The following is a 23,196-nucleotide window of genomic DNA, read 5'->3' on the forward strand; positions in this document are numbered from 1 at the left end:
CCATAGATCCGACCAATGGTTTTGCAATTTTAAAAATCTCAGCTCTACTGAAAGTTGTTAAATTACATTTGGTATATGGCTTAAGATATGTTGGTGGAAGTGTCCTGGAGTTGAGTGTTGTGGGTGATGAATGTCGCGATGACTGTGTTTTGATTTTGCTAGATAAAAGACTGGCATATTAATTTGGTGCAATTTATGGACGGCTCTGATGTTAGGCGCGTAATAAAAGACCTTGTTGGTGCTTGCCCGAAAGAAGATGTTGAAAGATTTTGTGCGGGGTTGATATTTAAAGACGGCAGACTCGTACATGCTGCTTACGACAGTTTGATTTCGACAATAGGTAGGGACGGTGTAAAAAAAGTGTTTTCAAGTCTCGGTGTTCCAAGTGATGTATTTGATCTTTACGAGAATTCGAGTTGTGTTGGTGGAGTGTGTTTTTCCCGTCCTAATTCGTTTTGTGACTCCCAGGAGTGCGAAGGTCATCCTTAAAGTAGATTTTTAAATCTTGTAGGAGGTCGAAAAATGAATTTTAAAAATTTCAACAAATCACTATTGGCAAACACAAAAGAAGAGTATTTAGCATTGCTGTCTAGCGAGGCCGACTGGTTTGTCCGGAGTAATGATGATCTAACAGCTTTGCGAGCTTCGAATGAAACATCACTGTCGAAAATTTCCGATGAAAATTTTTACGAGTTTTTAAATAGCATTGAGTTTAAAGGTGGTGGGCTTGGTCATGCTGTCTACTCATCCTTAATGAGGGAGTTGACTTTGACTGAAATACAAATGGTGTTTTCATATTTTGGTATCGGGCCGATAGTTTTGTTGGATTATCAAGATCGCTATTGTCAGAGTAATGGTAGTTGCGTCTCAAGAAACTTTGCAATTTGCACGAGTTCTTGTTAGCGCTGCTTGGGGTGAGCTTTGCTGTGAGCAGAAAATTTCTATTCCTGGTTAGTGAGCCTGCATCAACTGAGTGATATTAAATAGTCATTTAGCACGTGGTTAATTTTTATCTGGTTGGCTGCGAGGAGGAAATATAAATGCCAGTAATGCACGTAAGAGCTCAGGGGTACGTGGCTCACACCTATGAAATATGGGCTCAAGAAAATGCTATGATTGTTCCATCATCTTTTTCATATAGGGTACTCCAAGAAGATTACGTCGGTGTTACTTTTCCCCTGCAGGTTTGTACGGTCAAGGAGGTTAATTTCAAAGTTAGCGGCGCTGGGAGAAGTGCTGAAATAACACTCCGGTATGGGTGCGTCCCGAACAATGCCTGTCCAAATTTTCTAATTGAGTTCGAATGGCAGGAAGATAGCTGAAGCACGAAGTTTCTGTCGTGAAGCTAGGCCTGGAGGCAACGAGCGTTTAATATTAAATGGCTCCGATGATGTTTTTATTTAAGGTATTGGTGCGCTGGCATTTAGCGCTCGGGTTGATTTTTTAAGGTGTATTTTGAATTTATAATGCGGATTCTGGTCGTGCATTATTTCGTGAAATATATGGTGGAGATCTTATCGTGAGCGAGCTAAAAGTTCATTTGAGTGTTTGTAAAGATGTCCAAGAGGTCTCGCTATTGGGTGGGACTTTTCAAGGAGGGTATGCTGGGGTGATCAATCCCTCGATATTGATAAATGAAGAGGGGGCGCTTGAGATTGATCTTAGTGATATTGGCCATCGGCCTCGAATGGGCGAAGGTAAAGATATAGTTTTAGTTAATGTAATGATTTGTACAGGACATATGACGGTGATTCCGGTGTACAAGGATGCCGAAGTCAAGCCTCTAAATTGTTGTGCATGCAATAGCAACGGATGTTGCGTATATGGTCGAAGTGGTTGTGCCTGCTAATATTATAGCTTCCCTGGTAAGTTGATTTTGGTTGCGCAATTAATCTGCGGAGTGCGTGCCAAGGTGGTCACCGGCTAATAGGCGTTCTGTTGAGCAAAAGGTGAATTTCTCAGTGGTTTATGCTGAGTCATTGCTCTCGGGTGGCCGGCAATTAATCTAAGAAGCGTTTCTCTGCGCTTTCCAACATCAAGTGGAGGTTATCTGTCTGCTCTAAAGGTCGCTCCAAAAAAATGAGGTTGCTGGCAATGAGCGCTGAGTGCCGAAGTTGCTGAATGTGCTCAGGAAAACTGACGTCAAAAAACACCAAAATAGCATTGATTTAGTTTGTATTTGGTTTATTGGTAAAGCGACTTAATTATATTGTTGAGGGCTAGTGAGATGCTGACTAAAAAGTACATTGAAGATCACATGAAGTTTATTGAAGGCTTGCCGCAAGAGTTTGGGCAGTCTCTCGCAAGGGTGATTCTTGAAGCAGCAGCGCATAATGTTGGCGATCATCCGAGCGGGGAGGCCATCACTATTCCTTTAAATATAAAAGTCTCTGAGGTAAAAGCCTTGAGTTGTATTGACATCTCAGTAAATGGTGTTCATATAGGACATGTTGGGGTTAAGTTGTAAAGTAGTAGTGAGTAGATTAATTTCCTGGCTCGCGCTGAAACTGTGGGTGCGATATCAGTGCTTCTAGTTCAGTAAGCTTGCTAGCGAGCTGTCGCTCAATTTTACGGTATTCAGCGAGAATAGGCATGGGTGGCTCCATCTGTAGGGGAGCCTCAGTGTCGCAATGCATTGTCGAGTTGTGCAAGGATTGAAATATTACGACATGCATTTGGGGTCGCATAGTTTTTTTATCGTCGAGGCAAATTCCCTTGTAGGAAAAGATGAGGGGTGATTGTGCGACTAGTGGCGCAGCTCGGCAGGAGAAAGATGCTTTAAATTATCATTCTCATAGCCTACGTAGAAAGTTTGCAGTGCAGGAGTTGTCATCCAGATGCGGAACATTTCAATAAAAACGGCCTCTGAAGAGGCCGTGATGAGCAGTCAATAATCTTCAGGAAGCAGTATCGTGGTGGTGCTCCGATCTGCCTCGGTGATGACCCAGACGCGATAATGTGGCGGTACCTCGTAGGCTGAGAACAAGCGACTTTTCGCTTCCAATGCAGCGTCGTTCAGCTGTTTGTCCTCATCGTCCATGTCACCCCAGTCACCCCGAACGTGGCGATGCAGCAGGGGAACTGGGTCGATCTTGTCTTCGTGGACCAGACGATTGACAGAGGCTGAGAAGAGCAGGACGCCCAGCGGGAACTTGGGCTTGGTGGTCTTGCAGAGTGTTTTCCAATCCATGTGGAAATCTCCATGAACCGGGGCCCTGCACCCCAGCGGGGAGAGCCCCGGTGGGTGGATGAATATGTGAAGCATGGGCCTCACAGAGAAAGCAATCACGTTACCTGGTCAGCCGGCCTGCGCATCGATGAGCGCACTGCTGTCAGCTTCGCCTTGTGCGTAGCCATCGAGATCACTTGTACTGGACGCGGTGCTGGATGGCTCGGCTTTGTACACCGTCTCGCCTTCGACCTTGATCCAGCTGATGAACAGCAGCCTCGCTTTCAGGCTGACACCGTGCTTGCCGGCATTTCGCCCCTTTTCATAAAGAAAGGTATCGGCATACAAGTCGCCTAGGCGGAAGCCGATCAAGACTTTGCGTTTGGCATCAACCGACTTAATACAGCGGCGAACGAGGAGCTGAGCCTTGCTACCCGACACACGAACGTCGAAGCGTCGGTACTCGGCGTTGTCGCAGGGCCCGTTGAGTGCGGCAATGTCGCACGCAAGAAAAGCATCCCCCTTTTTGGGAGCTACTTCGCGGATGCGGTTGAGGTAACCCAACCCGGTAATGTGCAGGTCGAAGTAGTTGGTTTCGTGGGAAGAACTGGACATAGATGTCTCCGAACATTGATGCGCAGAGACAGCCGCCCGCTTGGGGAGGTTGACTCCCGCAGGGTGGTTGGAACAGCGGTGGATAAAGAGGGTCAGTGCGGTAAGCACCGCGCCGTAGCCTTGAAGACCGAGGCTACCTGGGCATGTTTGCTGGCAACGCCAGCGGACATGGCACTCAGCGTGAGCGGTTGCACAATCAGCGTCGCGGCTGAATCCGAATTTGATGCCGACCTGTTTTCAATGGATGCTCGGCTCAGCTTGCAGCAATGAAAGAGCCCCGCTGTGGGGCTCTGTTGGATGAAGCAAGGGCGGCTACCACCCCTGATAGTTGAGCAGTAGCGTGGCGATTATTTGCCGGCGTTTGAGGTCAAGTTCGCACAAGTCTGCCAACCCCTCGAAACCGACTTCACTCAGCAGCTTGCCGCCATCGTGAGCGTTGTAGAAACTGGTCAAGGCTGCCAGGAAGGTGCGCTCCCCAGAACTGAGTACATCCAGGGCGTTGCGGATCCGCACAAGGTTCGGGGTCAAATCGTCGAGACAGTTGGCATCGTCAAAGCTCTCAGCCGTACCGTCGCCGAAGTAGTAGATGCCGGCCAGCTTCACGCCCTGGCGCCAGGTGATGAAGAACGCCGTAGGCGCGTGCTGCAGGTGGACCAGTTGGTCGTAAAGGGATTGAGATGTCTCTATGGACTGGGACATGGAGTGCTCCTGATGGGCTGCTAATAGTGAGGACACCTCGTCATCGACGTGGCACGGTCTTGAAGTCCGGGGCCGTCTGGGCAGGTGCTGACCGAGGTCAGCGACACAGACCATCAGGCTCTCCCCACACGGAGCCTTGGTCAGCGCTCAATCCGCAGACCATCTCAACCCGTTTGTCCCAGAGCCCGCAGCAGTCTCCGCCCGATCCACACCATACACGGCACAGCCATGCTGTTCCCCAGTACTTTGTAGCGAGGTGCATCCGGGCAGCACTCTGCAGGCTTGTTGCGCCAAGGTATCCGGGTGTAGTCGCGTCCAAACCCCTGAAGGGCTTCGCACTCCACTGGCATCAACCGGCGTACGGCCATGGTTTGCACCAGGATCGGAGCTTCATGATTGCAGGTCAGCGTCGGTGCGCCATCCTGCAACAGTTCGGCGCTGCCCTGACCATTGGCCAGGCACAGCGGCGACATCACCGGCTGCAGACACCCCAGATCACCGCCAGCATTGCGTGTCGTAAGGGTGCAGGCAATGTCCTGCTGTTGCGTGCGCTGCGGCGCAGAATCCCGGCGCAAGCCCTCGCGCTCAAACAGTACTTCTGCGGGATCGAATCCTGCTCGAGCACTTGCGACAACAAACACACGCTGGCGTCGTTGGGCCACGCCGAAATATTGGGCATCGAGCACTCGCCACGCGACTGTTCGGCGGGGGCCCAGCACCTCACCTGCGTGCGACCAACGCTGGCGTGGCGGGCATAGCGGAGTATCTTCGCCAGCCAGGGCGGCAAGCAGGCATCCGAACGCGTTTGCGCTGTCGCTGAGCACACCGGGCACATTCTCCCAGACGAACACGGCAGGCTGGCGCCGTCCACAGGCGCGGATGTGATCGATGGCATCGGCAAGCTCCACGTAACAAAGGGTCAGTGCTCCGCGTGGGTCGGCCATACCCTGACGCAGCCCTGCGAGGCTGAAGGCCTGGCAGGGCGTACCACCTACCAGGATGTCGGGTGCGAACAGCTCGCCGGCGAGCATGCGGGCGGGTAGATGCAACAAATCACCAAGGTTGGGGACACGCGGATAGTGGTGGGCCAGCAGGGCACAGGCGAAGCGGTCTATTTCCGCGAACCAGGCTGGTTCAAGGCCAAGGGGGCGCCAGGCCACGCTGACCGCTTCGATGCCGCTACAGACGCTACCGTAGCGCAACGCAGAAGTTGGGATCGTCATAGGGAGGGACCTTGATCAGGCGCTTGTCTGGCGGGCCGGAACGGCGCAATGGAGAAAGGCGATCAAGGTGCCGAGCGATGATTCGTCGGCTGGGACAGCGGCGCCACCGTGGCGACGTCAGCAGCGCTGGATGTCGTCATGTCCAGGCTGGCGTAACAGGCTCACCCGACCCGTGTCGTGGCGAGGGTCGGCAGTTACAGGCACACATCCGCGCACAAAAGGCGCCCAGGGTTCGCCGGCGGGCTCCGGCGGCGATTACTGCCGACCTGAAGGGTCTCCTCACGGCACGCGGCGGCATGGCGTCAGGAGGCCCAGCGGATTGGCAAATAGCAGAGGATCAGCAAGCTGACTGGCGCAGGTGAGCGGTCAAAGGGCTGGTGCAGCCGCTCAGCAGCGACGTACATGCTGCAGCAAACGAGAGAGGAGGGGCATCTGCATCAGAAGTCCCGCAATGTGCCGCGTGCGGAACGCTATGGACGTCAGTGGACGTGGGACATAACGAGAACAGCCCTGCAAGCAGGGCTGTAAGGATCAACTGGCGCAGGGCACGATAAGATCACCATGATACAGACGCGTAATGGGCGGGTGTTCACGATGTTCAGCTTGCCAGAGGTCATAGGCGGCCTGGAGGGCCAACCACATACGGGCATTGCCCAGTCCCGCCATCTCCAGACGATGTGCAAGGTCTGCAGAAATACCGGCGTGACCATTGATGACGGTAGACAGCTGACCACGGGAATAGCCCAGGTGTTCGGCCAACGAACTGATGTTCATGTTGATGGCCGGCAGAATATCCTCTCGGAGCGATTCGCCGGGGTGGGGAGGGTCATACATTGGCATTGAAGGCCTCCTAATGATAATCGAGGTAGTCCACCAGCTCGACATCGGTACCGTAGAAACGGAATACCAATCGCCAGTTGGCAGAGACATTGACGGCCCAGTAACCAGAACGCTGGCCCTGTAATGCATGCAGGCGCAGCCCGGGCAATGCCATGTCGGCTGGTGTTTGAGCCTCATCTAGATAAGCCAGAAGGCGACACAAACGCTCGGTATGATCAGCGCGCACTCCCGAGGCATCACCTCGCTGGTGCAGCGCTTTCAGGCCTTTGTGCCTGAAGCTGATGATCATGAGATTTGAGTGTAAGGACTTCCCTTACACAGTTCAAGTGGACGGAGTGCCATCAGCATGGAGTGGCTCCTGGTAAAGAGGATAGGGCCGACCGTAAAGCCAGAGGCAATGGTGCTGTCTCAGTGTCGGATTTCAGGTCGGAGAGGCGTGGTCAACACGAGGTGTCGTGTCGCAGCCTTGAAGGCCTCGGCTGCCTGGGAAGGTACTGACGTGAGTCAGCGATACCTGGTCCAAGGGTGCGCAGCGTGAGAAGGGATGTCGCAGAACAAGCCGAACGAGGAGCTACCCGGATTTGTGGGCTTGGATTGGCGAACAACCCTGAGAGGGGGCAGAAGCGAATGCTGCTGCAACTTCCTGATGGCTCGCGTGCAGACCGGTATGGACGTTGGTGGACTTATCCCCTGGGGATAATTTGCGCCAGCACTAAACGGCCTTGCTGGCGCAAGGCGAGCGGCAAACAGCTGGCGCAGCCGCTCGCTAGCTTCGACTCATTCTTCGGCTTCACTTGGCGCAGCGGCCGGTGACGGCGATGCTGCCGATTTGGCGCTCAATGAGACTGCTTCCAGTCGGTAAGGCAGAATGCCCACACGACGCGCCTCGACCTTGAATGTCACCCGTGTGTTCTCCTCTTCGTCCTCCCACTCATCGCGTACGTATCGGCCATCAACCAGCACTCGCATACCTTTCTGATACAGCTCGCTCCAGTGCTCGGCATCTCGATGCCATATCTCGACCGGGGCCCAGAAGCCGCCACGATCCTCATAGCCCTCGCGGGTCGGCACCGGATTGTCGAAGTAGACATTCAGTCGCAGCAGTCGGCGTGGCTCGTCGTTGCCGTTGTTGAAGGCGCGATATTCGGGCGCAGAACCGATGTTGCCCTCGCCATAAAAATGGGTACTCATGGTTGGTTGTCCTCAAGGGTGCAGGTTTGTCGGTGGGTGTGTTGCTGATAGATGGCTTCGGCATGGGCCCATTTGCTGGCGCAGTCCACGGCCTGGCGCCCGAGGCTATGGGTCAGGCTGATCTGCAGGTTGAGCACGATGCGCTGCTGTTCCAGTGCCAATAAGTCCTCGAGCAGGACGGCAGGTGTGGTCGGGTCAGCCACAAGCTTCTCCCACAACATCACGCCCATCGACGTTCGCGAAACGTTGCGCCAGCGCAGAAAGGTCGTCCCTGCGCCAGTGGCTTGTGGATAGAGCTGCACGGGCAGTCGATTGAACGGGTAGGCACGGGCCTGCGCCAATACTCGACTGCTGGCCACCTCGATCAGCCCATCACGCAGAGCCAGGCATTGGTTGGCCCAGGTCGCCAAACTCCCCTTACCTTTAAAAGGCTGTAAAAGGCCCTTTAGGTAGGCACTCTGTGCCAGCGCCTGATAGTCAGCCTGTGCCAGCGGGATGAAGTAGGGCGAGCTCATGGCAACTCGTCCTCATCGACTGGTGCGCTGTCATCTGTGCCGTTGTCCTCTGGATCCGCAGCCGATGCTGAGTCGGGCTCACCAGATCGACTGCGCCTGCCGTTCAGTGGTGTCCGGGTAACAACCGGCGGGGCGAACCGTGAGCGGCGCGTGCCTTCCATCACGTCCTGAGGCAGTTCGCCAAAGCGCTCCCGTGCCATGCGTGCCACGGCATTGTTGGCAGCAAAATCACCGCGCTGGGCACCTGAGAACTTGTACTGCTGGGCCAGGCTGAACAGGCTGCGCAGTGCATGGGCACCTTCGTTGAGCCAGCGGTCTTGTGTTGCGCGGTCGATTAGCGCGGTGTGATGCGCGAGGATCAGGCGACGAGCCAAATCGTCATAGTCGGCCAAGAGGTACACGGCCATGAAGCCGAGCTGGGCGTTTACGAACAGCGGCAAGTTGACTGGTTGCAAGTTGAGGTTTTCGCCCAGGCTCAAAGCCGCAGGCACGTCGGTCAACACCAGATCAACCTGGTCACGCAGGGCTTGGAGAACGGCCTTGGTGCTGTCCAACTTATCCTCGATGCGCAGCATCCAGGCATCGGAGTAAGGGTCGTCTTGTTCCGCGCCGCGCTTCATCTTGTTCATGATCGCCACGAAGCCACTGAGGCCGATGATGCCGGAGTGGCCGTCGCTGCGGGCGCGCCCGTGCCAGATACGCGAGGCGTGGTGGGTGTGCAGGGTGAGTTGCATGGTGCTGCGCAAGGCACCGAGGTTGAGCTGTAGATCGTTGCTCATGGGAATACCACTCAAGTGGGGGAGTGGGCAGCTTTGCGGGTGTGCGGGAAGGATGTCAGTGAAGAAACCGCAGGTGGTTATGGCCTGATTGCAGAGCGCGAGCAGATGGATTTCACCAGACAGCTAAGGGCTTTTTTCGAGGGGTTATCAGCATTCACTGCTTCAAGCTGCTTGCTCGCGCAGCTATGTTCCGACCTGGACTGGCAAGAAGCGGAGAAGGAAGGTCATGTTCAATGCGAACTGGATGAAAGGATGCATGTTGTTGCTGGCTGCAACAGTGGCGAGCTGTTCGACAAGTCGGGTGCCACCGCCAACCGTGCGTACTGCGGTTGTGGAGGAACACTGCGGTGTGGGTTGCCCAACCGGTGGCGCGGGCCAAGTGTTGAGTCGCGAGGCGTACACGCTTAGCAACAACGCCACGACCAAATTCGCAGACTGGGCGGCCTATCGCATCACAAAGGACACCTACGCGAGCGGACGAGGGCGGAACTGGGCGAAAGACCCAGACATCGCGGTTGAGGAAACCCTTGAACCCAAGGATTACGACGGCGTGAGTTCGCTGTCGATGGATCGAGGTCATCAAGTCAATCTGGCCTCAATGGGCGCGGTTCCCAACTGGCAAGCACTGAACTATCTCTCCAATATCACACCGCAAAAGGCTGCCTTGAACCGGGGACCGTGGGCAGTGCTTGAAAACCGTGAGCGCAGATTACGCAATGACCCGGATGTCGAGGGTGTCTACGTGGTCACCGGGCCCCTTTACGAACGCGATATGGGCTCATTACCGAGGGCGACCAAAGAGCACACCATTCCGAGCGGTTACTGGAAGGTCGTCTTCATCGGCAGTAGCCCGGAGCAAGGGCTCTACGCTTCATTCGTGATGGATCAGGATATGCCGCGCAACGCCGACTTCTGCGCCCAACAGGTCACGGTCGATGAAATTGAAAAGCGCTCAGGTTTGACGCTGTGGTCGGCACTCCCTGCTGACTCCCAAGCCCGCTTGAAGCAGCAGCCTGGCCAGTTGGCCCAGCGCCTGGGCTGCCCTTAGCAACTGACTGGACCTCCATGGTCTGCTCCAGAATTATCCCCTGGGGATAATCTGCCGATCCAGATCAGCGGATATGAAGAATGGACTTGAGCTCATCAATGTAGCGAAGTGCTTTGATGCGGTCTTCGGGTTTCGGCGGCTTCCGCGGTCTCGGGTCAGGCGGTTTGGATTGAGGTGCTGCAGGTGCGGGCGGTGTCTCCTCGTCTTTGCTCCGACCCGCCCACGGTTTGAACTGGCCCTGCGCTGCCCGTTGAATAATGCCGAACAGGTAGCCTTCGCGGCTGCGTACACTCTTGTCTTTGCAGCGCGCCTCCCACTCGTCCAATACGGGCTGGCGCAATACCTTGTCGACGCGCTCCAATGCGAGCAAGGCTGCCGTCTGTTGAGCGTTACTGAGTGCGGTGAATTCCGTTGGCAAGCGCAGTTCCTTGCGCAATGCAGTACGTACGTTCTTTTTCTGTTTTTTTCTTGAAGTACTTAAGCGCTTCGGATTCCGAAGAACGCCGGATTTGAAGGCGTCCAGCTTCGCTTCGGATTCCGAAGTCGAGTCAGACTCATTCCGAAGAGGGTGACTTTCACCTTCTTCGGAATCGTGATCGCCTTTTTGAGAACTTGGGTCTGGCTTAGTCGGATCTCCCATAACCACGCGCTCCAAGAGCACCTGCAGCCGGCTGGGCAGGGTTTTGTTTTTCAGGTGCGGATCTTCGGTGAAATCCTTGAGCACCTGCACGACGACGCGTTGGATGCCTTTGTTGGCATGATTTAAGGCACGGCTGACTAGCCCCAGATATTCAGGGTCGAGTTGCATGGCTTCGTAAGGTGTGAGGGGCGCGTCGTGCAGCACGTAGATGTTGCCGAGTAGGTAACCGCTTTTTGGGTCACGGCGTCGACGCACCAGACTGAGCCAGCGTGCCAGGCGCAATTGGGTCAATGCTTTGGCCACGGACTCGTGGGATGCCTTGGCACCGCAGGGTGTGGAACTCAGGAACGGGCGAAGTTGTTCGTAGGTAGGGAAGGCGGTTTGCCCGCGATCATTGAGTAGAAGGCGAAAGATCTGCCAGGTGTTGCGCTCCAACGGGGTCAGGCGGTTGTCGAGGAACAGCCGTCTGGGCACGGTTTCGTGGCGGTTGCCACTGTAGAGGTAGGTGTCACCAACGACAGGGTTGACCTGTGTTGGTTGCAGCGATTGCACGGCTTTGTCGAGCAAATCCGACAAAGCCTCGGAGGGGTAGTGTGACATGGCTCATACCAGGCCCTGCGTGATCCAACCCCGCAGGGTGGACCAGATCACCGATGCGGGAAGACCAAGTTCCTCGGCCAGTTCTAGGGTGAGATGAAGCAGCTCAGTATCGTCAGAAAGGTTGATCGGACGGGATTGCTGATGCTTATTCCAGTGGTGCCATAGCGCAGTATCTTCGGACTCGCTGAGTACCGGATGGCGCCCTTTGCGTTTGGGCAGGCCTAGTATGTCGCGGCGCAGGGCTACTTCCTGGTGCGTCAAGCCGTAGAAGTCGCTGACCATCTCGGTACTGGCCCCGAGAAACAGCATGCGGTCCACCATCGCGATTTCAGCGTCCACATCCTCTGCCTGGCTGAGCAAGCGCTGCAGCACCTCATGGTTGATACTGACCGTGCACCACGATACGCGAGCGTTAAGCAGGACGCTCACCAGGTTGGGTTGTTTCAAGGCAGCAAGGTCTTGATCCTCGAAACCCATGGACTTGCAGCGGCGCAGCTGGCCAGTGCGCAGATCGTGCAGGGCCTGAGCGATCACAGCCTGGTTCAATGGGTGCGGCATCGGCATGGCAGCCTCCCTGGCGTGTGTTCAATTTGAGGTGGAGGAAGCCAGACCACTCTCGGCTTCCAGTTCATTCAGTCGGCGAATCAGGCGCATAAGGCGAAACAGCTTTATTAGGCTGGCATCACTCACCCGCTCTGGTGCCAACAGCAACGTGCTGACCTCATGGTCGCTATTCAAAAGCTGTAGAACCCCAGTTCCTGCATCATCTTGGGCCCGGCACGTGAAACCGATACCTTGGTCCGTGGGCTCAATCACCGATTCCAGATCCGACTCGGCGGCAATCTCGGCGGCAAACTGGGCAATGAGCTGGCGCAGGCAGGGCGGTGAGTCCACCGAATCATCGACGTGCCAGAGATCGGCCACGGGGAACCGACCTTCGCCATCGGGCAGGCCGTCTATCTGGTCGGCGATCAACCGATGAATCTCCTGGACGCGTCTTGCAGGATTGAGAGCATCAAGCTCGGATCGCGACGTTGCTGGCGATGATTCTGCAGCAAGGTTGGCCACTTGCACTCTTGAGGGGGCTAGGATGGACGGATTTGGTGATGGCTGCGGCGGAGTGGAAGGTGATTTTTTCGGCGCGGGCGCGCGCGTCAGTGCGACCTGTCGTTGCGCGGTGACATCGATGTGTAGCGTCAGGGAGTCGTAGTTAACATCCAGCAGCTCGCTCATCTGGCCGATCAGCTCATCTTGCACTCTCGACAGCGAGAATGCGGCTGTTTCGCCATCGAAGCCCTGCAGGACCTCTTGAAACAAGGTGGCGTAGTCGGTGCCGACTGTTTGATCAGCGAGATGTTGGTCCCACGCGCGTTCAGCGGCTTTGCGCAGGACGGCCAGCCGCTCCACCTGATGGCGGCCGAGACCGCCGAAGAGCACGGCTGGAATTGCCGGCAAAAGAAACTGCACAGCATCACGCATCCGGCTGATATGTGACTGCTGCACCGGATAGCCGTCGAGACTGAGGCGCCTGGCCAGTTCCGCCTGAGTGAGCGAGCCGCCTTCCTGCTCGTAAAGCTCTCGTGCTTTCTCTATACCGAGCGCCCGCTCGATAAAAGTAAGGCCACCTCGGAGTTCGTTTTCAGCCAGGTGGCCCGTCAATGCCACGATTTCCCCACGTGAAGGCCAAGGTCGGAACAGGCACGCCACGCGGAAGAAACGATCGTCCTTGGTCTCGCGCCACAGCTCACCCAAGATTGTCAGGCGTGTGTTGCCGCCGTTGCGGATGATGAAGTGCGGATCACCCGGACGGCGGGTGATGGACGGCGGTGTATCCAGTCCACGCTGCCGGATTGAGGTTTTGATCTCATCGAATAGTGGGTTTCGCGTCACCCTTGGATTCAGTTCGTAAGGGCGCAGTTGGTCCAAGGTGACAACCATCGGCGTGTCTACCAGCGGATCGCTCAACGAATCAGCTGCTGGCCCGGACCGGGGAAATGCATCGGCTAAAAGTTTGTTGGCCAGGTCGTCAGCAGGTGGCATCAGTTAGCCTCCCATTCACAAGGGCGAAGCGATCACGCCATTGAGGGTACAGTTCACTGGCCAGAGCGCGCATGGTGTCCAATGCAGCGGGTGCTTGTCGGCCCGAAGGACGACGATACTCCTCCCGATGTACGGGCAAGGCCGCCGTTGCCGCGCGTGGGTAGGCTTCGATGGCGGGCACGCTGGTGTCGAGCACGCTGATGCCGGGCTCACCGGCCAGAACCTGGCGCAGTGCACCCTGTACGGCGCGGGCGTTACTGGATACTGGATGGACGCGGTTAATGAGCAGCTGCATGGGCGGCGGAACGATGCCGAGATGACTGTACGGGGCGAGGTCCTTGAGCAGCTGTATTGTGCCTCGGCGCAACTCTCGGGCTGCAAGGACTTCAGGGGTGACTGGCGACAGTAACTGGTCGGCCGCCAGCGTCGCCATTTCCAGCAGCACACTGCGGGCGCCCTGGGTATCGATCAACAACAAATCGTAGTGAGGCCGGAAAAGGGGTAGCAGGTTGCGAAGGCGGAGTCGCCCATCGGGCGCATGCAGGAGCAGAGTATTCAACTGGCCTTGTGCATCATTCGATACCACAAGGTCCAACCCCCTGATGGCAGTCTTGCAAATCAGTTGCGACGGCCTACATTCGTTGTACGCCAGCAATTCATAGCATCCGGCCGGGGCCCGAACTGGAAGGGTGTAGTAACTGGACAGAGTGGGCTGCACATCAAGGTCGAGCAGCAGAACCCGCAGCCCGGCATCGGCAGCCAAGCCGCCGATGTTGGCGGCAGTCGTGGTCTTGCCCACCCCGCCCTTGGTCGAGATGATTGCGGTCACATGCATAGCGGCGGCCCTCAGTCGCGCGGTGAAACACGGTCGATCAGCCAACGTTCGACCTCCTGGGAGTCCCAGCCGACCGCACGTGCACCGAGCTTGATAGGTTTGGGGAACTTGCCTTGGGCGATCAGCGCATAGATATGCGCACGCTTGAAGCCAGTCTTGCGCTCCACGTCGGGCCGGCGAAGGATGCGATGCTCGGTGTCGTAAATGACGGTCTGTGGCGGCTGTACCATTTGAGTCTCCTTGACGTCTGCTGGCGTCTACTGAGTTGTGCCTGGCATTCAGCTCCATTCGTCGCTATTGGGCTGCAGGAAATACGAATAAGCACATGTCCGGATTGGATAATTTTGCTGAATATATTGGTAGCAGAAAGAATGGCATTTATCTTTAGATGCTCAGTTTTTTCGCGCTGGACAAAGCAAATGGTATGGTGGGGCTTTAAGATTTCATTGGGTCGGAAAGAATAGGGTACTTGCAGGTTAAGGAGTAGGCCAATTCTACTCCAGTTCTATAGTGTATTGTTTTATTTGGAAAAAATTGATGAGCGGCCGATAGATTTATGTATGTGGTAGTGATTTTCTGAATTGCTGAAGGGCTTTTTTTCGTACAAAGTACTCGGTAGATTCTGACAGTATTTGTCAATAAATTATTCGGCGCAATCGAGCGGCGGGCGTCAGGCGACACTCAACTCCAAGTTTCGTAGCGTGGCGCGGTTCAAGGGGAATTCTGCAGGTAATGACGTTGCTAGGATCTGACTTTCCGCTGCGGATAAGCTGGCGCGGGCCCAGCCTAACGATGAATCGCCACACTTCGTTATCGAATCTGTTGCCCAGTTTTAACCTCACCTACCGGGTGCTCGTCCCATGCGTGCATGGGTATCCCGCATCCCTTGCACCAGTGCATTGTTGAAGCCGGAACGACAAGGCTTTTGCTCCGACTATTTCGTACCGTAGTGCGGATATGAGCTCACAGATATCGTTTATGCATGAATCGGTTATATCTGGGCAATGAAATGAAGCACGAGAATACGGATTTTTCGAACGTGACAGGCCTCCTGACCGAATTTACGCCTGAACGCGGTACATGGGAGGTCAGGTGAGCGAAGTAGGGCTGTATCAGCAGGCGGCGCGTCGGGCCAATACTGCGTGCCGCTACGCCCAGGCCATCGAGCACTTTGAACTGGGGTGGGGCGGGTTACCTGATGGCCTACGGTTCAAACCTGTCTTGAAGTTGCCGGAGCCGTCAGCCAGCGTGGCTGCTGGGTGACGCTCATCGAAGCGCAAGCGCAGCTGCTGGCGCGTACGGGTGCGCGTCGCTGAGCTATTGGGCCAAGCGCTGCATGCCGCCAACGGCGTGTATGTCCAGTTGCAGGTGCAGTTGACGACGATCAAGCCTGGTCCGCTCCTCAAAATCCGGATGCAGACTAACGCGGAACTCGCCCAGACCTGCGGCTTTCAGGTCGAGGATGACATCCTCATCGATAGCGCCTGCGCCACCTGCGCCCCGCAGATCTTCCCGGCGGGAGAGGTGCCCCCCTAGCGTGGTAAGCGCGGTGCACAACTCGCCTAAGTCGCGGCGCAGGAGGGGCTAGACTCGACCGGCGCATTGCTTTCGGCGGTCTGCAGTTCAGTCAGTTGGTGGTGTTAGCTGTAGGTTTCGGCCGCGAGGACAGCAGCTTCTAGGCACAGGGCGCCAATTACCAAGGCTTGAAAATGATGAGCCTTGATGGTGCGGTCTCCAGTGTCGATAAAGGTGGTTTGGATGTTGGCTGGCGCAATGCGTAGCACATACTCCGCTCGACCCGATCAATATCGAGTCGCCAAGCAGGGCCGTCGATGACGGTCAAGGCATCCAGCAGCGACATTGGTCCGAGGTCGTGATTCACGGCAGGCAAGGTGCGGCGGAACAACCGCGCCACGGCGGGACTTTCTGTGCAGAGCGAGTAGCCGGAGCACTGCAGCACGTGGTGCAGTGCCTCACCGACCGTCGCGTGCAGCGAGGGGGCGATCTGGACGTCGATCAGCTGATACAGCGGTGTCGCTGCTCCAGCGTTGGCCGGGTGCTGGCTAAGGTGTAGCGGTCCTGTAAGACCCAGGCGGGTACCGGGGACTTTGACTTGGCCACTGAGGCCGGGACGAGGGCGAGTGGTGCAGGGATGGGCACCGGTGGCGGCGTGCTGGGTAGAGACGCTCGACCCGGTTCTGGGCAGTGTTCATGGGCAATTCCCCTGTACAAGATGGAGCGCCCCCTGGAGGAGTGCCCCACGCAGATGAGAAAGTTGAATTACAGGCCTGTAAAACGATGACGCGCACCGTGCAGCGGGCTGTGGCAGCCCTCGCACGGTTGTAGAGAAGGCCTGGATACCTGCGCCGGTATGGGGATCGAAATCGGCGCTCAGGGAGAGCAGGTCTTGCAGTTGCGTGCGCATCAGGGCGATCCGCTGGTCGACTTCAGTCTCGCTGTAGTAGAGCGACAGTGCGCTGATATCGTCGTAGGCGACTGCCAGCAGGCAGCCCCTACAAAGCCAGAACCTTTCCATGGCGACCTCCGACATAGGTGAGTGCAGGCGCTCGAGAGAGAGCCTGCACTTGGAGTCAAACGGTCTCAAGCAGACTGATGGGCTGCGTTAGATTTACGCGAGGCGATCGGAGTCGGCTGATCTTGATCGAAGTCACCGTCAGCGCGGGTGGGCGCACGTTAGCTGAACTGGCCATCGACCTTGATCCATTCGATGAAGATCAGACGGCCTTTGAGGCTGGCGCCGGGTTGCCCCTTGCTTTCGCCTATCTCGTACAGGAACGGATCAACCCAAGGATCACCGATGCGAAACGCGATGAGGTCCTTGCGCATTGCGCGGACGTCTTCCAGGTGCTCACGGATCAGCCGGTCGGCTTCTCCGCTGGTGACCTTGCAATTGAAACGGGTGTACTCGACGTCGTCCGAGGCTCAGTGCAAAGCCGCGATGTCACAGGCCATGAGCGCTTGTCCACGGCGGACAATTGGCCGTGGCTCGCGTGGACCAGGCAAGCCACTCTGCGCCAAGGCGCTCGTCAGACCTTAGCGCACTCCAGCACCACCTCCAGTGGATGTCGCAGCCTCTTGTCCGCCATCCGCTTCACCTGGCTGCGGCAAGAATAACCCGTCGCCAGCGCTTCACCTTCCTTGTCCAGCTTGGTCGCCCAGGACTGATCAAAAATAATTTTTGAGGTTTCCTGATTGCGCGCTTCGTGCCCATAGGTACCTGACATGCCGCAGCAACCGGTTGCCTCAGTCACCAGCTTCAGCCCCAGTCGGGCAAAAACCTGTTCCCACTGCTTGGTGCTGGCTGGCACGTTGGTCTTCTCGGTGCAGTGCGCCATCAGGCGGAACGACCCCTTGCGTACACTGGCCTGCTCCGGCAGCACATCCATCAGCCATTCCTGAGGCAGCAGTACTTTTGGGCAGTCTTCAAGGCCCGGCACCTTCTGGTATTCCTGGCGGTACACCAGAGTCATCGCCGGGTCCAGCCCCACCAGTGGAGCCCCGCAATCGGCCAGTGCCTTGAGCTGAGTGGCGTTGCGGATTGCTGCCTTGGCGAACGCGCCCAGGAAACCTTGTACATGCAGCGGCTTACCATTGGCACTATAAGGAGCCAGGAAAACACGATGGCCGAGGCGATGGGCCAGTTCGATAAACGCGGCCAGCAGTGGTGTTTCGAAGTAACGGGTAAATGCATCCTGCACTAATACGATGCTGTGTTCGCGCTGTGCCGGGGTCAGCTCGCGCAGCGCCTTTACACTTGCGGCACGGACACCGCAACGGCTGAGGGTAGCCTGGAAGTTGAAACGGCTGATCAGCGGGCTGTCCACCATGCCCACCTGTTTTTCCAACAGCCTGCTGACCAAACGCGAACCCATCACCGCGTTGTACAACCCAGGCGTATAGGCCATGTAGGGAATGGTGAACTCAAGCGAACCAATCAGGTAGTCGCGCAGCGGGCGCTGGTAGCGGCCGTGGTACAGCTGTAGGAACCGCGAGCGGAAGTCTGGTACGTTGACCTTGATCGGGCACTGCCCTGCGCACGATTTGCACGCCAGGCAGCCAGCCATGGCGTCATAGACTTCGTGGGAGAAATCCTCTTGGCCCAGATTACGAGCACGGTTATTGCGCAACCGGGTCGGCAGCCCCTTGAGCCAGGACACTTTCTTGCGGGCAGACTCCAGTACGTCGATGTTCGCTTCACCCTGCAGGCGCAGCCATTCGCGCATCAACGAGGCACGGCCTTTGGGTGAATGCTGGCGCTCGCGGGTGGCCTTCCAGGACGGGCACATTGCGTCGTTGGGGTCGTAGTTGTAGCAGGCACCGTTACCGTTGCAATGCACGGCGCTCGGGAAGTCCTGCCACACGCGCTCGTCGATGGTTCGGTCCAAATCGCCGCGCAGGGTCACACCGTCAACCTTGATAAGGTCTTCGGCACTGTCCGGTGGCGTGCAGATCTTGCCGGGGTTGAGCTGGTTGTGAGGGTCGAAAGCACCTTTGAGTGCCTGCAGCGACGGGTACAGCTTACCGAAGAAGTCCGGCACGTATTCCGAGCGCAGGCCCTTACCATGTTCTCCCCAAAGTAAGCCACCGTACTTGTGGGTCAACGCCGCCACCGCGTCGGAAATCGGTTTCACCAGGGCTGCCTGGGCCGGGTCCTTCATGTCCAGGGCTGGGCGCACGTGCAGCACGCCGGCATCGACGTGCCCGAACATCCCGTAGGTCAGCCCGTAGCTGTCCAGCAGCGCGCGGAACTCGGCGATGTAGTCTGCCAGTTGCTCTGGCGGCACCGCGGTATCCTCAACGAACGGCTGCGGGCGAACTTCGCCTTCGACGTTGCCGAGCAGGCCCACCGAGCGCTTGCGCATCACGTAGACGCGGGTTACCGCTTCGGCACCTTCGGCCAGGGTGTGCCCCAGGCGCTCCACGCTGGTGTCAGCCTGTAAATGCTCGACGAAAGCCTGTACTCGGGCATTGACCTCTGCCGGCTCGTCACCGCAAAACTCCACTAGATTGATACCCAAGGTCGGACGGGCGGCGTCAGCAGGGAAGTATTCGGCAACGCTGTGCCAGACGATGTCCTTCATCGCCAGCATCAATACGCGCGAGTCTACGGTCTCGATTGACAGCGGCTTCTTCGCCATCAGCGCATTGGCGTCGCGCAGCGCATCCATGAAGCTTGTGTAGCGCACGTTCACCAGCACGGCGTACTTGGGGATCGGCAGCACGTTGAGCTTGGCCTCGACCACATAGCCCAGCGACCCCTCGGCACCGCACAGCACACTGTTGAGGTTGAAGCGGCCTTGCTCGTCCCGCAGGTGCGCCAGGTCATACCCAGTAAGGCAACGGTTGAGTTTAGGGAATATCGACTCGATGAGCTCAGCCTTGGTTTCCTGGATCTCCCGGGCCATGCGGTAGATTGCGCCGACGCGATCGGAACGGGCACACGCATGATCCAGCGCAATGTCGTCGATCGGTTGGGTGTGAAGGCGCTCGCCACCGAGCAGCACGGTGTCCAGCTCCAATACATGGTCACGGGTCTTGCCGTATGTGCAACTGCCTTGGCCGCTGGCGTCGGTATTGATCATGCCACCGACGGTAGCTCGGTTGGATGTCGAGAGTTCGGGGGCAAAGAACAGACCATGAGGTTTGAGCGCTGCGTTCAGCTGATCCTTGACCACGCCGGCTTGGACACGCACCCATCGCTCCTCGACGTTGATTTCAAGGATGGAGTTCATGTGCCGTGACAAGTCGACGACGATACCGTCGGTCAGCGACTGGCCGTTGGTTCCGGTGCCACCGCCGCGCGGGGTCAGCTTGATCTGGCGAAACCGCGGTTCGGCCATCAGCGTCGCCACGCGCGCGACGTCGTCTGCGTCTAGCGGGAATACTGCCGCTTGGGGCAGGCGCTGGTAGATCGAGTTGTCGGTCGCGAGCACCGTGCGGGTGGCGTAATCGGCGCTGAATTGTCCACGGAAGCCGGCGGTACGCAGGGCGTCGAGGAAAGCGGAGTAATCGGCTGTAGGTGCGCGGGTCGGAAGCTGGGCGATCATCGGGGGATGGCCTCTTATAAAAAACTGATCACGGAAATGCTTGAAGCTTGCTGCCTCGGCATGAATGTGTGAGAAGGCAGGCAGCGAGTACATCAATGATCAGTGAGCTCAGGCTGCACTACAAACGGATATTTCGCCCTCTATTAATGAGCTTTATGAATGTGTTGATGTTGCTGTGCTATCCGATGGGGGTGAAACAGCGGGCAGCGGAGGACGGCTAGCGAATCCGTTCGAGCGCAGGCGTTAATATGCTCTCGTATCTTCAGTGATTAATGTGCGAGTAAGAAGTGTGCCGTCTTCCCGCAGGAAAATGACGGTAAATGAAGATATCTTCACTTATATTGCATCGATCAAGCCGCCCGCCTAGCATTTTGCGCAAATCCAAATAATTATCATTTTGGGGCGAAATGTATCTATCCGATCTTAAGCGTCAACAACCAGCGGTGGTCTGCAAAATCATGCAATCGGAATGCACGAGAAGACTTGCCCAGAGGCTTCAGGACATCGGCCTCGTCCCTGGTGAACCTGTGTCGGTGGTAGCGCATGCGCCATGGGGCGGGGATCCCATTCTGGTTCAGGTTGGGGCTACCCGTTTCGCCTTGCGCAAAAGCGAGGCAATGATGGTCTTGGTTGAGGTGGCAGGGTGATGGCGGGCAATCGTATAGCACTGGTCGGTACGCCCAACTGCGGAAAGACAGCATTATTCAATTTGTTAACCGGCGCGAAGCAAAGAGTTGCGAATTTCGCAGGTGCCACGGTTGAGCGCAAGGAGGGCACCCTGCGAATGCCTTCGGGAGGTACTTGCCAGGTTATCGATCTGCCAGGCACCTATGGGTTATCGAGCATGAGCGAGGATGAGCGCGTGACCCTTCGCGTTCTTCAGGGTGCTTACCCAGGTGAACGCTCGCCTGACCTTTTGCTATGCGTCGTAGATGCCACAAATCTCCGACTTCAACTGCGCTTGGTACTGGAAGTCAGGCGTTTTGGCATTCCGATAATCCTCGTCCTCAACATGGCGGATGCTGCGCGTAAACGTGGAGTTTCCATCGACAAGTTCAAACTATCGGCTTGGCTGGGCATGCCAGTAGTCGAGACTGTCGCTGTTCACCGCGATGGCGCCCAGGCATTGCTCAAGATGCTCGACGACGCACCCACAGCGCCCTCTGACACTGCGCCCTCTTTTACCACTGACACTGATCTGCACGGTCAGGTGCGCCAAATACTTGAAGCATGCGTACAGAACCTGCAGCTTTCAGATGCGGGAGTTGATGCGGTTGATCGTTGGTTGCTCCATCCTATCGTGGGCCCGGTGGCGTTGATCACCATCATGTTCATGGTGTTCCAAGGTGTGTACCTGATCGGCAAGCCCATTACGGATGCAATTGCAGAGGGTGCTGATGGATTGGCCAGTTTGGTGGCCGGATTGTTTCCAGCAGGCCCGCTACAGGGCCTGCTATGCGACGGTTTGATCGGCGGGTTGGGGACAGTGCTCGGCTTCATGCCTCAAATCCTCGTCCTGTTTTTCTTCATATTCGTGCTGGAGGAGTCGGGCTATCTGCCGCGAGCCGCGTTTATCCTCGACCGGTTGATGCGTGGGGTAGGGCTGACCGGCCGTTCTTTCATTCCGCTGTTGTCGAGCTTCGCTTGCGCCATTCCGGGAATTATCGGGGCTCGCAGCATCGGCGATCGCTATGACCGCCTGACGACCATTCTGGTTGCCCCGTTGATGACCTGTTCGGCGCGTCTGCCGGTCTATGCGTTACTCATCAGTGCGGTTATTCCGGACGCAACCGTCGCAGGCGTATTTACTCTGCAGGGGTTAGTGCTGCTTGGGCTGTATTTGTTGGGTATCTGCGGTGCCATGGCCGTAGGCTGGGTATGCAAATATCTGCGTCCAACGGCCATCGAGCAGCCGCTGTTGTTGATGGAATTGCCGGCCTATCGCTTGCCACGGCTTCGTGATCTGGCGCTGCGGTTATGGGAGCGAAGTCATCTGTTCCTGAGGAAACTCACCGGTGTCATTCTCGCGCTCACGATCATCATGTGGTTCATCTCCGTGTTTCCTGGTCCGCCGGCGGGCGCTTCAGGGGCTTCGATCGATTACAGCATTGCCGGATACCTTGGCCAGGCGCTGGAACCGTTGTTTTCTCCACTCGGTTTCAATTGGCAAATTACATTGGCTTTGATTCCTGCATTCGCAGCGCGTGAGACTGCAGTGGCCACATTGGCGACTGTGTATGCTGTGGCCAATCCTGATGATGTGACATCGCTGAGCCACGCGCTTTCGGCGCAGGTCTCGATAGCCAGCGCGCTTTCATTGATGGTGTGGTTCGCTTTCGCACCGCAGTGCATGTCGACCTTGGCGGTGATCCGCAAGGAAACGGCCAGTTGGCGACAGGTTGGCTTGGCTTTCGGATACATGTTTGTGGTGGCTTACGTGATGGCCTGGGTTACCTACCATGTCATGCGAGCAGCTTCATGAGCCTTATAGTGCAATACCTTACCGTTGCGCTAATTGTTGCTTTCGCAGCTCACAGGCTTTGGCTTCGTCTGAAACCCGCGAGCGCAGGAGCCTGTGGTGACGGATGTGGCTCGTGCTCATCTGGATGCTCGACAGCCTCCGTGAATCCTCCACATGAACAAACACAGCCTTGCGAGCGCATTCCTCTATTTGTCGTGCAAGAGCACGGTGAGGACATGAATGTACTCGATGAGGGCCGGGTACTAAACGATAGTCGCTAACACCACTGAAGCCTGATCGAAAGGCGAGGGGTTGTTACAATGTGGATTGGGTTAGATGTTTGCCAACTGTATCGCCTCCGTTACTTGCACCTGATCGGTACATCGCTGGATGAGGTCTGGCTGACGTGGTCTGCTTTCCTGGTCTTCATCGACAGAGAAGGACGATCATACCGGCTTACGGCCTCTACCGCG

Annotated in this window: 25 protein-coding genes and 1 pseudogene; 8 read left to right on the forward strand and 18 right to left on the reverse strand. The window is 56.7% G+C overall.

Features of this window, described 5'->3' with window-relative positions; genetic code table 11:
• Positions 1-522: 522 nt before the first annotated feature.
• From ACIPZ8_RS14830 to ACIPZ8_RS14845, 4 genes are all read left to right on the forward strand, one after another.
• Positions 523-903 carry a hypothetical protein gene (locus ACIPZ8_RS14830; RefSeq protein ID WP_400724322.1) on the forward strand — a complete coding sequence of 127 codons (381 nt, stop codon included), beginning with the start codon at positions 523-525 and terminating at the stop codon, positions 901-903.
• A 137-nt stretch (positions 904-1,040) separates the two neighbouring features.
• Complete coding sequence (locus ACIPZ8_RS14835) at positions 1,041-1,322, forward strand: hypothetical protein (protein WP_400724325.1); 282 nt, start codon at positions 1,041-1,043, stop codon at positions 1,320-1,322.
• Between the two features lie 197 nt (positions 1,323-1,519).
• The gene (locus tag ACIPZ8_RS14840) at positions 1,520-1,849 is read left to right on the forward strand and encodes a hypothetical protein (protein ID WP_400724328.1); all 330 of its coding nucleotides are present in this window, start codon (positions 1,520-1,522) and stop codon (positions 1,847-1,849) included.
• A gap of 408 nt (positions 1,850-2,257) precedes the next feature.
• The gene (locus ACIPZ8_RS14845) at positions 2,258-2,467 is read left to right on the forward strand and encodes a hypothetical protein (RefSeq protein ID WP_400724331.1); all 210 of its coding nucleotides are present in this window, start codon (positions 2,258-2,260) and stop codon (positions 2,465-2,467) included.
• A gap of 420 nt (positions 2,468-2,887) precedes the next feature.
• Here the strand turns inward: ACIPZ8_RS14845 and ACIPZ8_RS14850 are convergent, their stop codons facing one another.
• From ACIPZ8_RS14850 to ACIPZ8_RS14890, 9 genes are all read right to left on the reverse strand, one after another.
• Entirely contained in the window at positions 2,888-3,190 is a 303-nt protein-coding gene (locus tag ACIPZ8_RS14850) for a plasmid related protein (RefSeq protein WP_400724333.1), read from the reverse strand.
• A gap of 108 nt (positions 3,191-3,298) precedes the next feature.
• Positions 3,299-3,784, reverse strand: coding sequence for an STY4534 family ICE replication protein (locus ACIPZ8_RS14855; RefSeq protein WP_400724336.1), 486 nt, complete (start codon positions 3,782-3,784; stop codon positions 3,299-3,301).
• 312 nt (positions 3,785-4,096) lie between these two features.
• Entirely contained in the window at positions 4,097-4,483 is a 387-nt protein-coding gene (locus ACIPZ8_RS14860) for a hypothetical protein (protein ID WP_400724339.1), read from the reverse strand.
• Between the two features lie 164 nt (positions 4,484-4,647).
• The gene (locus ACIPZ8_RS14865; RefSeq protein WP_400724341.1) at positions 4,648-5,706 is read right to left on the reverse strand and encodes a DNA cytosine methyltransferase; all 1,059 of its coding nucleotides are present in this window, start codon (positions 5,704-5,706) and stop codon (positions 4,648-4,650) included.
• Between the two features lie 531 nt (positions 5,707-6,237).
• Positions 6,238-6,546, reverse strand: a complete 309-nt coding sequence (locus tag ACIPZ8_RS14870; RefSeq protein WP_400724344.1) for a HigA family addiction module antitoxin — start codon at positions 6,544-6,546, stop codon at positions 6,238-6,240.
• Positions 6,547-6,556: 10 nt separating this feature from the next.
• Positions 6,557-6,835 (reverse strand): type II toxin-antitoxin system RelE/ParE family toxin, encoded by a 279-nt coding sequence (locus ACIPZ8_RS14875; RefSeq protein ID WP_400724347.1) that lies wholly within the window; start codon positions 6,833-6,835, stop codon positions 6,557-6,559.
• A 488-nt stretch (positions 6,836-7,323) separates the two neighbouring features.
• Positions 7,324-7,737, reverse strand: a complete 414-nt coding sequence (locus ACIPZ8_RS14880) for a single-stranded DNA-binding protein (RefSeq protein ID WP_400724350.1) — start codon at positions 7,735-7,737, stop codon at positions 7,324-7,326.
• Positions 7,734-8,252, reverse strand: a complete 519-nt coding sequence (locus ACIPZ8_RS14885) for a DUF3158 family protein (RefSeq protein ID WP_400724353.1) — start codon at positions 8,250-8,252, stop codon at positions 7,734-7,736. Before ACIPZ8_RS14885 ends, ACIPZ8_RS14880 begins: the two co-directional genes overlap by 4 nt.
• Positions 8,249-9,031, reverse strand: a complete 783-nt coding sequence (locus tag ACIPZ8_RS14890) for a PFL_4669 family integrating conjugative element protein (protein ID WP_400724355.1) — start codon at positions 9,029-9,031, stop codon at positions 8,249-8,251. Before ACIPZ8_RS14890 ends, ACIPZ8_RS14885 begins: the two co-directional genes overlap by 4 nt.
• A gap of 226 nt (positions 9,032-9,257) precedes the next feature.
• Here ACIPZ8_RS14890 and ACIPZ8_RS14895 point away from each other — a divergent pair, with 226 nt between their 5' ends.
• The gene (locus ACIPZ8_RS14895; protein ID WP_400724358.1) at positions 9,258-10,079 is read left to right on the forward strand and encodes a DNA/RNA non-specific endonuclease; all 822 of its coding nucleotides are present in this window, start codon (positions 9,258-9,260) and stop codon (positions 10,077-10,079) included.
• A 64-nt stretch (positions 10,080-10,143) separates the two neighbouring features.
• Here the strand turns inward: ACIPZ8_RS14895 and ACIPZ8_RS14900 are convergent, their stop codons facing one another.
• The 5 genes from ACIPZ8_RS14900 to ACIPZ8_RS14920 are packed head-to-tail and all read right to left on the reverse strand — an operon-like array spanning position 10,144 to position 14,424.
• Positions 10,144-11,319, reverse strand: a complete 1,176-nt coding sequence (locus tag ACIPZ8_RS14900) for an STY4528 family pathogenicity island replication protein (RefSeq protein ID WP_400724361.1) — start codon at positions 11,317-11,319, stop codon at positions 10,144-10,146.
• Between the two features lie 3 nt (positions 11,320-11,322).
• Positions 11,323-11,883 (reverse strand): DUF2857 domain-containing protein, encoded by a 561-nt coding sequence (locus ACIPZ8_RS14905; RefSeq protein ID WP_400724363.1) that lies wholly within the window; start codon positions 11,881-11,883, stop codon positions 11,323-11,325.
• 21 nt (positions 11,884-11,904) lie between these two features.
• Entirely contained in the window at positions 11,905-13,359 is a 1,455-nt protein-coding gene (locus ACIPZ8_RS14910; protein ID WP_400724366.1) for a ParB family protein, read from the reverse strand.
• On the reverse strand, positions 13,346-14,194 hold the full coding sequence (locus ACIPZ8_RS14915) for a ParA family protein (RefSeq protein WP_400724369.1): 849 nt from the start codon (positions 14,192-14,194) through the stop codon (positions 13,346-13,348). The genes ACIPZ8_RS14910 and ACIPZ8_RS14915 overlap by 14 nt, the downstream gene beginning before the upstream one ends.
• Positions 14,195-14,205: 11 nt before the next feature.
• Positions 14,206-14,424 carry an AlpA family transcriptional regulator gene (locus ACIPZ8_RS14920; RefSeq protein WP_400724372.1) on the reverse strand — a complete coding sequence of 73 codons (219 nt, stop codon included), beginning with the start codon at positions 14,422-14,424 and terminating at the stop codon, positions 14,206-14,208.
• A gap of 1,072 nt (positions 14,425-15,496) precedes the next feature.
• Between ACIPZ8_RS14920 and ACIPZ8_RS14925 the strand changes: the two genes are divergently transcribed.
• The gene (locus ACIPZ8_RS14925; protein WP_400724375.1) at positions 15,497-15,730 is read left to right on the forward strand and encodes a hypothetical protein; all 234 of its coding nucleotides are present in this window, start codon (positions 15,497-15,499) and stop codon (positions 15,728-15,730) included.
• Between the two features lie 157 nt (positions 15,731-15,887).
• On the opposite strand, the gene ACIPZ8_RS14930 is transcribed toward ACIPZ8_RS14925, so the two are convergent.
• The 4 genes and pseudogenes from ACIPZ8_RS14930 to ACIPZ8_RS14945 form a co-directional block, all read right to left on the reverse strand.
• The gene (locus ACIPZ8_RS14930) at positions 15,888-16,400 is read right to left on the reverse strand and encodes a pili assembly chaperone (protein ID WP_400725020.1); all 513 of its coding nucleotides are present in this window, start codon (positions 16,398-16,400) and stop codon (positions 15,888-15,890) included.
• 3 nt (positions 16,401-16,403) lie between these two features.
• Positions 16,404-16,730, reverse strand: coding sequence for a hypothetical protein (locus ACIPZ8_RS14935; protein WP_400724377.1), 327 nt, complete (start codon positions 16,728-16,730; stop codon positions 16,404-16,406).
• 65 nt (positions 16,731-16,795) lie between these two features.
• Positions 16,796-17,188: pseudogene (locus ACIPZ8_RS14940) on the reverse strand (DUF3577 domain-containing protein); the annotation flags it as partial.
• Positions 17,189-17,241: 53 nt separating this feature from the next.
• Positions 17,242-20,262: an FAD-binding and (Fe-S)-binding domain-containing protein gene (locus ACIPZ8_RS14945; protein WP_400724380.1), complete on the reverse strand. Its 3,021-nt coding sequence runs from the start codon at positions 20,260-20,262 to the stop codon at positions 17,242-17,244.
• A 407-nt stretch (positions 20,263-20,669) separates the two neighbouring features.
• Here ACIPZ8_RS14945 and ACIPZ8_RS14950 point away from each other — a divergent pair, with 407 nt between their 5' ends.
• Positions 20,670-20,909 carry a ferrous iron transport protein A gene (locus ACIPZ8_RS14950; protein ID WP_400724383.1) on the forward strand — a complete coding sequence of 80 codons (240 nt, stop codon included), beginning with the start codon at positions 20,670-20,672 and terminating at the stop codon, positions 20,907-20,909.
• Positions 20,909-22,744 (forward strand): ferrous iron transporter B, encoded by a 1,836-nt coding sequence (locus tag ACIPZ8_RS14955; protein ID WP_400724386.1) that lies wholly within the window; start codon positions 20,909-20,911, stop codon positions 22,742-22,744. Before ACIPZ8_RS14950 ends, ACIPZ8_RS14955 begins: the two co-directional genes overlap by 1 nt.
• The last annotated feature ends 452 nt before the right edge of the window (positions 22,745-23,196 follow it).

Source organism: Pseudomonas sp. NPDC089422 (assembly GCF_044749405.1).
Lineage (GTDB): Bacteria > Pseudomonadota > Gammaproteobacteria > Pseudomonadales > Pseudomonadaceae > Aquipseudomonas.

What these genes read in the sequence shown, in the direction of transcription:
- ACIPZ8_RS14830 (WP_400724322.1), top strand. Translation starts at nt 523, where the DNA reads ATGAATTTTAAAAATTTCAACAAATCACTATTGGCAAACACAAAAGAA.
- ACIPZ8_RS14835 (WP_400724325.1), top strand. Translation starts at nt 1,041, where the DNA reads ATGCCAGTAATGCACGTAAGAGCTCAGGGGTACGTGGCTCACACCTAT.
- ACIPZ8_RS14845 (WP_400724331.1), top strand. Translation starts at nt 2,258, where the DNA reads ATGAAGTTTATTGAAGGCTTGCCGCAAGAGTTTGGGCAGTCTCTCGCA.
- ACIPZ8_RS14850 (WP_400724333.1), bottom strand. Translation starts at nt 3,190, where the DNA reads ATGGATTGGAAAACACTCTGCAAGACCACCAAGCCCAAGTTCCCGCTG.
- ACIPZ8_RS14855 (WP_400724336.1), bottom strand. Translation starts at nt 3,784, where the DNA reads ATGTCCAGTTCTTCCCACGAAACCAACTACTTCGACCTGCACATTACC.
- ACIPZ8_RS14860 (WP_400724339.1), bottom strand. Translation starts at nt 4,483, where the DNA reads ATGTCCCAGTCCATAGAGACATCTCAATCCCTTTACGACCAACTGGTC.
- ACIPZ8_RS14865 (WP_400724341.1), bottom strand. Translation starts at nt 5,706, where the DNA reads ATGACGATCCCAACTTCTGCGTTGCGCTACGGTAGCGTCTGTAGCGGC.
- ACIPZ8_RS14870 (WP_400724344.1), bottom strand. Translation starts at nt 6,546, where the DNA reads ATGCCAATGTATGACCCTCCCCACCCCGGCGAATCGCTCCGAGAGGAT.
- ACIPZ8_RS14875 (WP_400724347.1), bottom strand. Translation starts at nt 6,835, where the DNA reads ATGATCATCAGCTTCAGGCACAAAGGCCTGAAAGCGCTGCACCAGCGA.
- ACIPZ8_RS14880 (WP_400724350.1), bottom strand. Translation starts at nt 7,737, where the DNA reads ATGAGTACCCATTTTTATGGCGAGGGCAACATCGGTTCTGCGCCCGAA.
- ACIPZ8_RS14885 (WP_400724353.1), bottom strand. Translation starts at nt 8,252, where the DNA reads ATGAGCTCGCCCTACTTCATCCCGCTGGCACAGGCTGACTATCAGGCG.
- ACIPZ8_RS14890 (WP_400724355.1), bottom strand. Translation starts at nt 9,031, where the DNA reads ATGAGCAACGATCTACAGCTCAACCTCGGTGCCTTGCGCAGCACCATG.
- ACIPZ8_RS14895 (WP_400724358.1), top strand. Translation starts at nt 9,258, where the DNA reads ATGTTCAATGCGAACTGGATGAAAGGATGCATGTTGTTGCTGGCTGCA.
- ACIPZ8_RS14900 (WP_400724361.1), bottom strand. Translation starts at nt 11,319, where the DNA reads ATGTCACACTACCCCTCCGAGGCTTTGTCGGATTTGCTCGACAAAGCC.
- ACIPZ8_RS14905 (WP_400724363.1), bottom strand. Translation starts at nt 11,883, where the DNA reads ATGCCGATGCCGCACCCATTGAACCAGGCTGTGATCGCTCAGGCCCTG.
- ACIPZ8_RS14910 (WP_400724366.1), bottom strand. Translation starts at nt 13,359, where the DNA reads ATGCCACCTGCTGACGACCTGGCCAACAAACTTTTAGCCGATGCATTT.
- ACIPZ8_RS14915 (WP_400724369.1), bottom strand. Translation starts at nt 14,194, where the DNA reads ATGCATGTGACCGCAATCATCTCGACCAAGGGCGGGGTGGGCAAGACC.
- ACIPZ8_RS14920 (WP_400724372.1), bottom strand. Translation starts at nt 14,424, where the DNA reads ATGGTACAGCCGCCACAGACCGTCATTTACGACACCGAGCATCGCATC.
- ACIPZ8_RS14935 (WP_400724377.1), bottom strand. Translation starts at nt 16,730, where the DNA reads ATGGAAAGGTTCTGGCTTTGTAGGGGCTGCCTGCTGGCAGTCGCCTAC.
- ACIPZ8_RS14945 (WP_400724380.1), bottom strand. Translation starts at nt 20,262, where the DNA reads ATGATCGCCCAGCTTCCGACCCGCGCACCTACAGCCGATTACTCCGCT.
- ACIPZ8_RS14950 (WP_400724383.1), top strand. Translation starts at nt 20,670, where the DNA reads ATGTATCTATCCGATCTTAAGCGTCAACAACCAGCGGTGGTCTGCAAA.
- ACIPZ8_RS14955 (WP_400724386.1), top strand. Translation starts at nt 20,909, where the DNA reads ATGGCGGGCAATCGTATAGCACTGGTCGGTACGCCCAACTGCGGAAAG.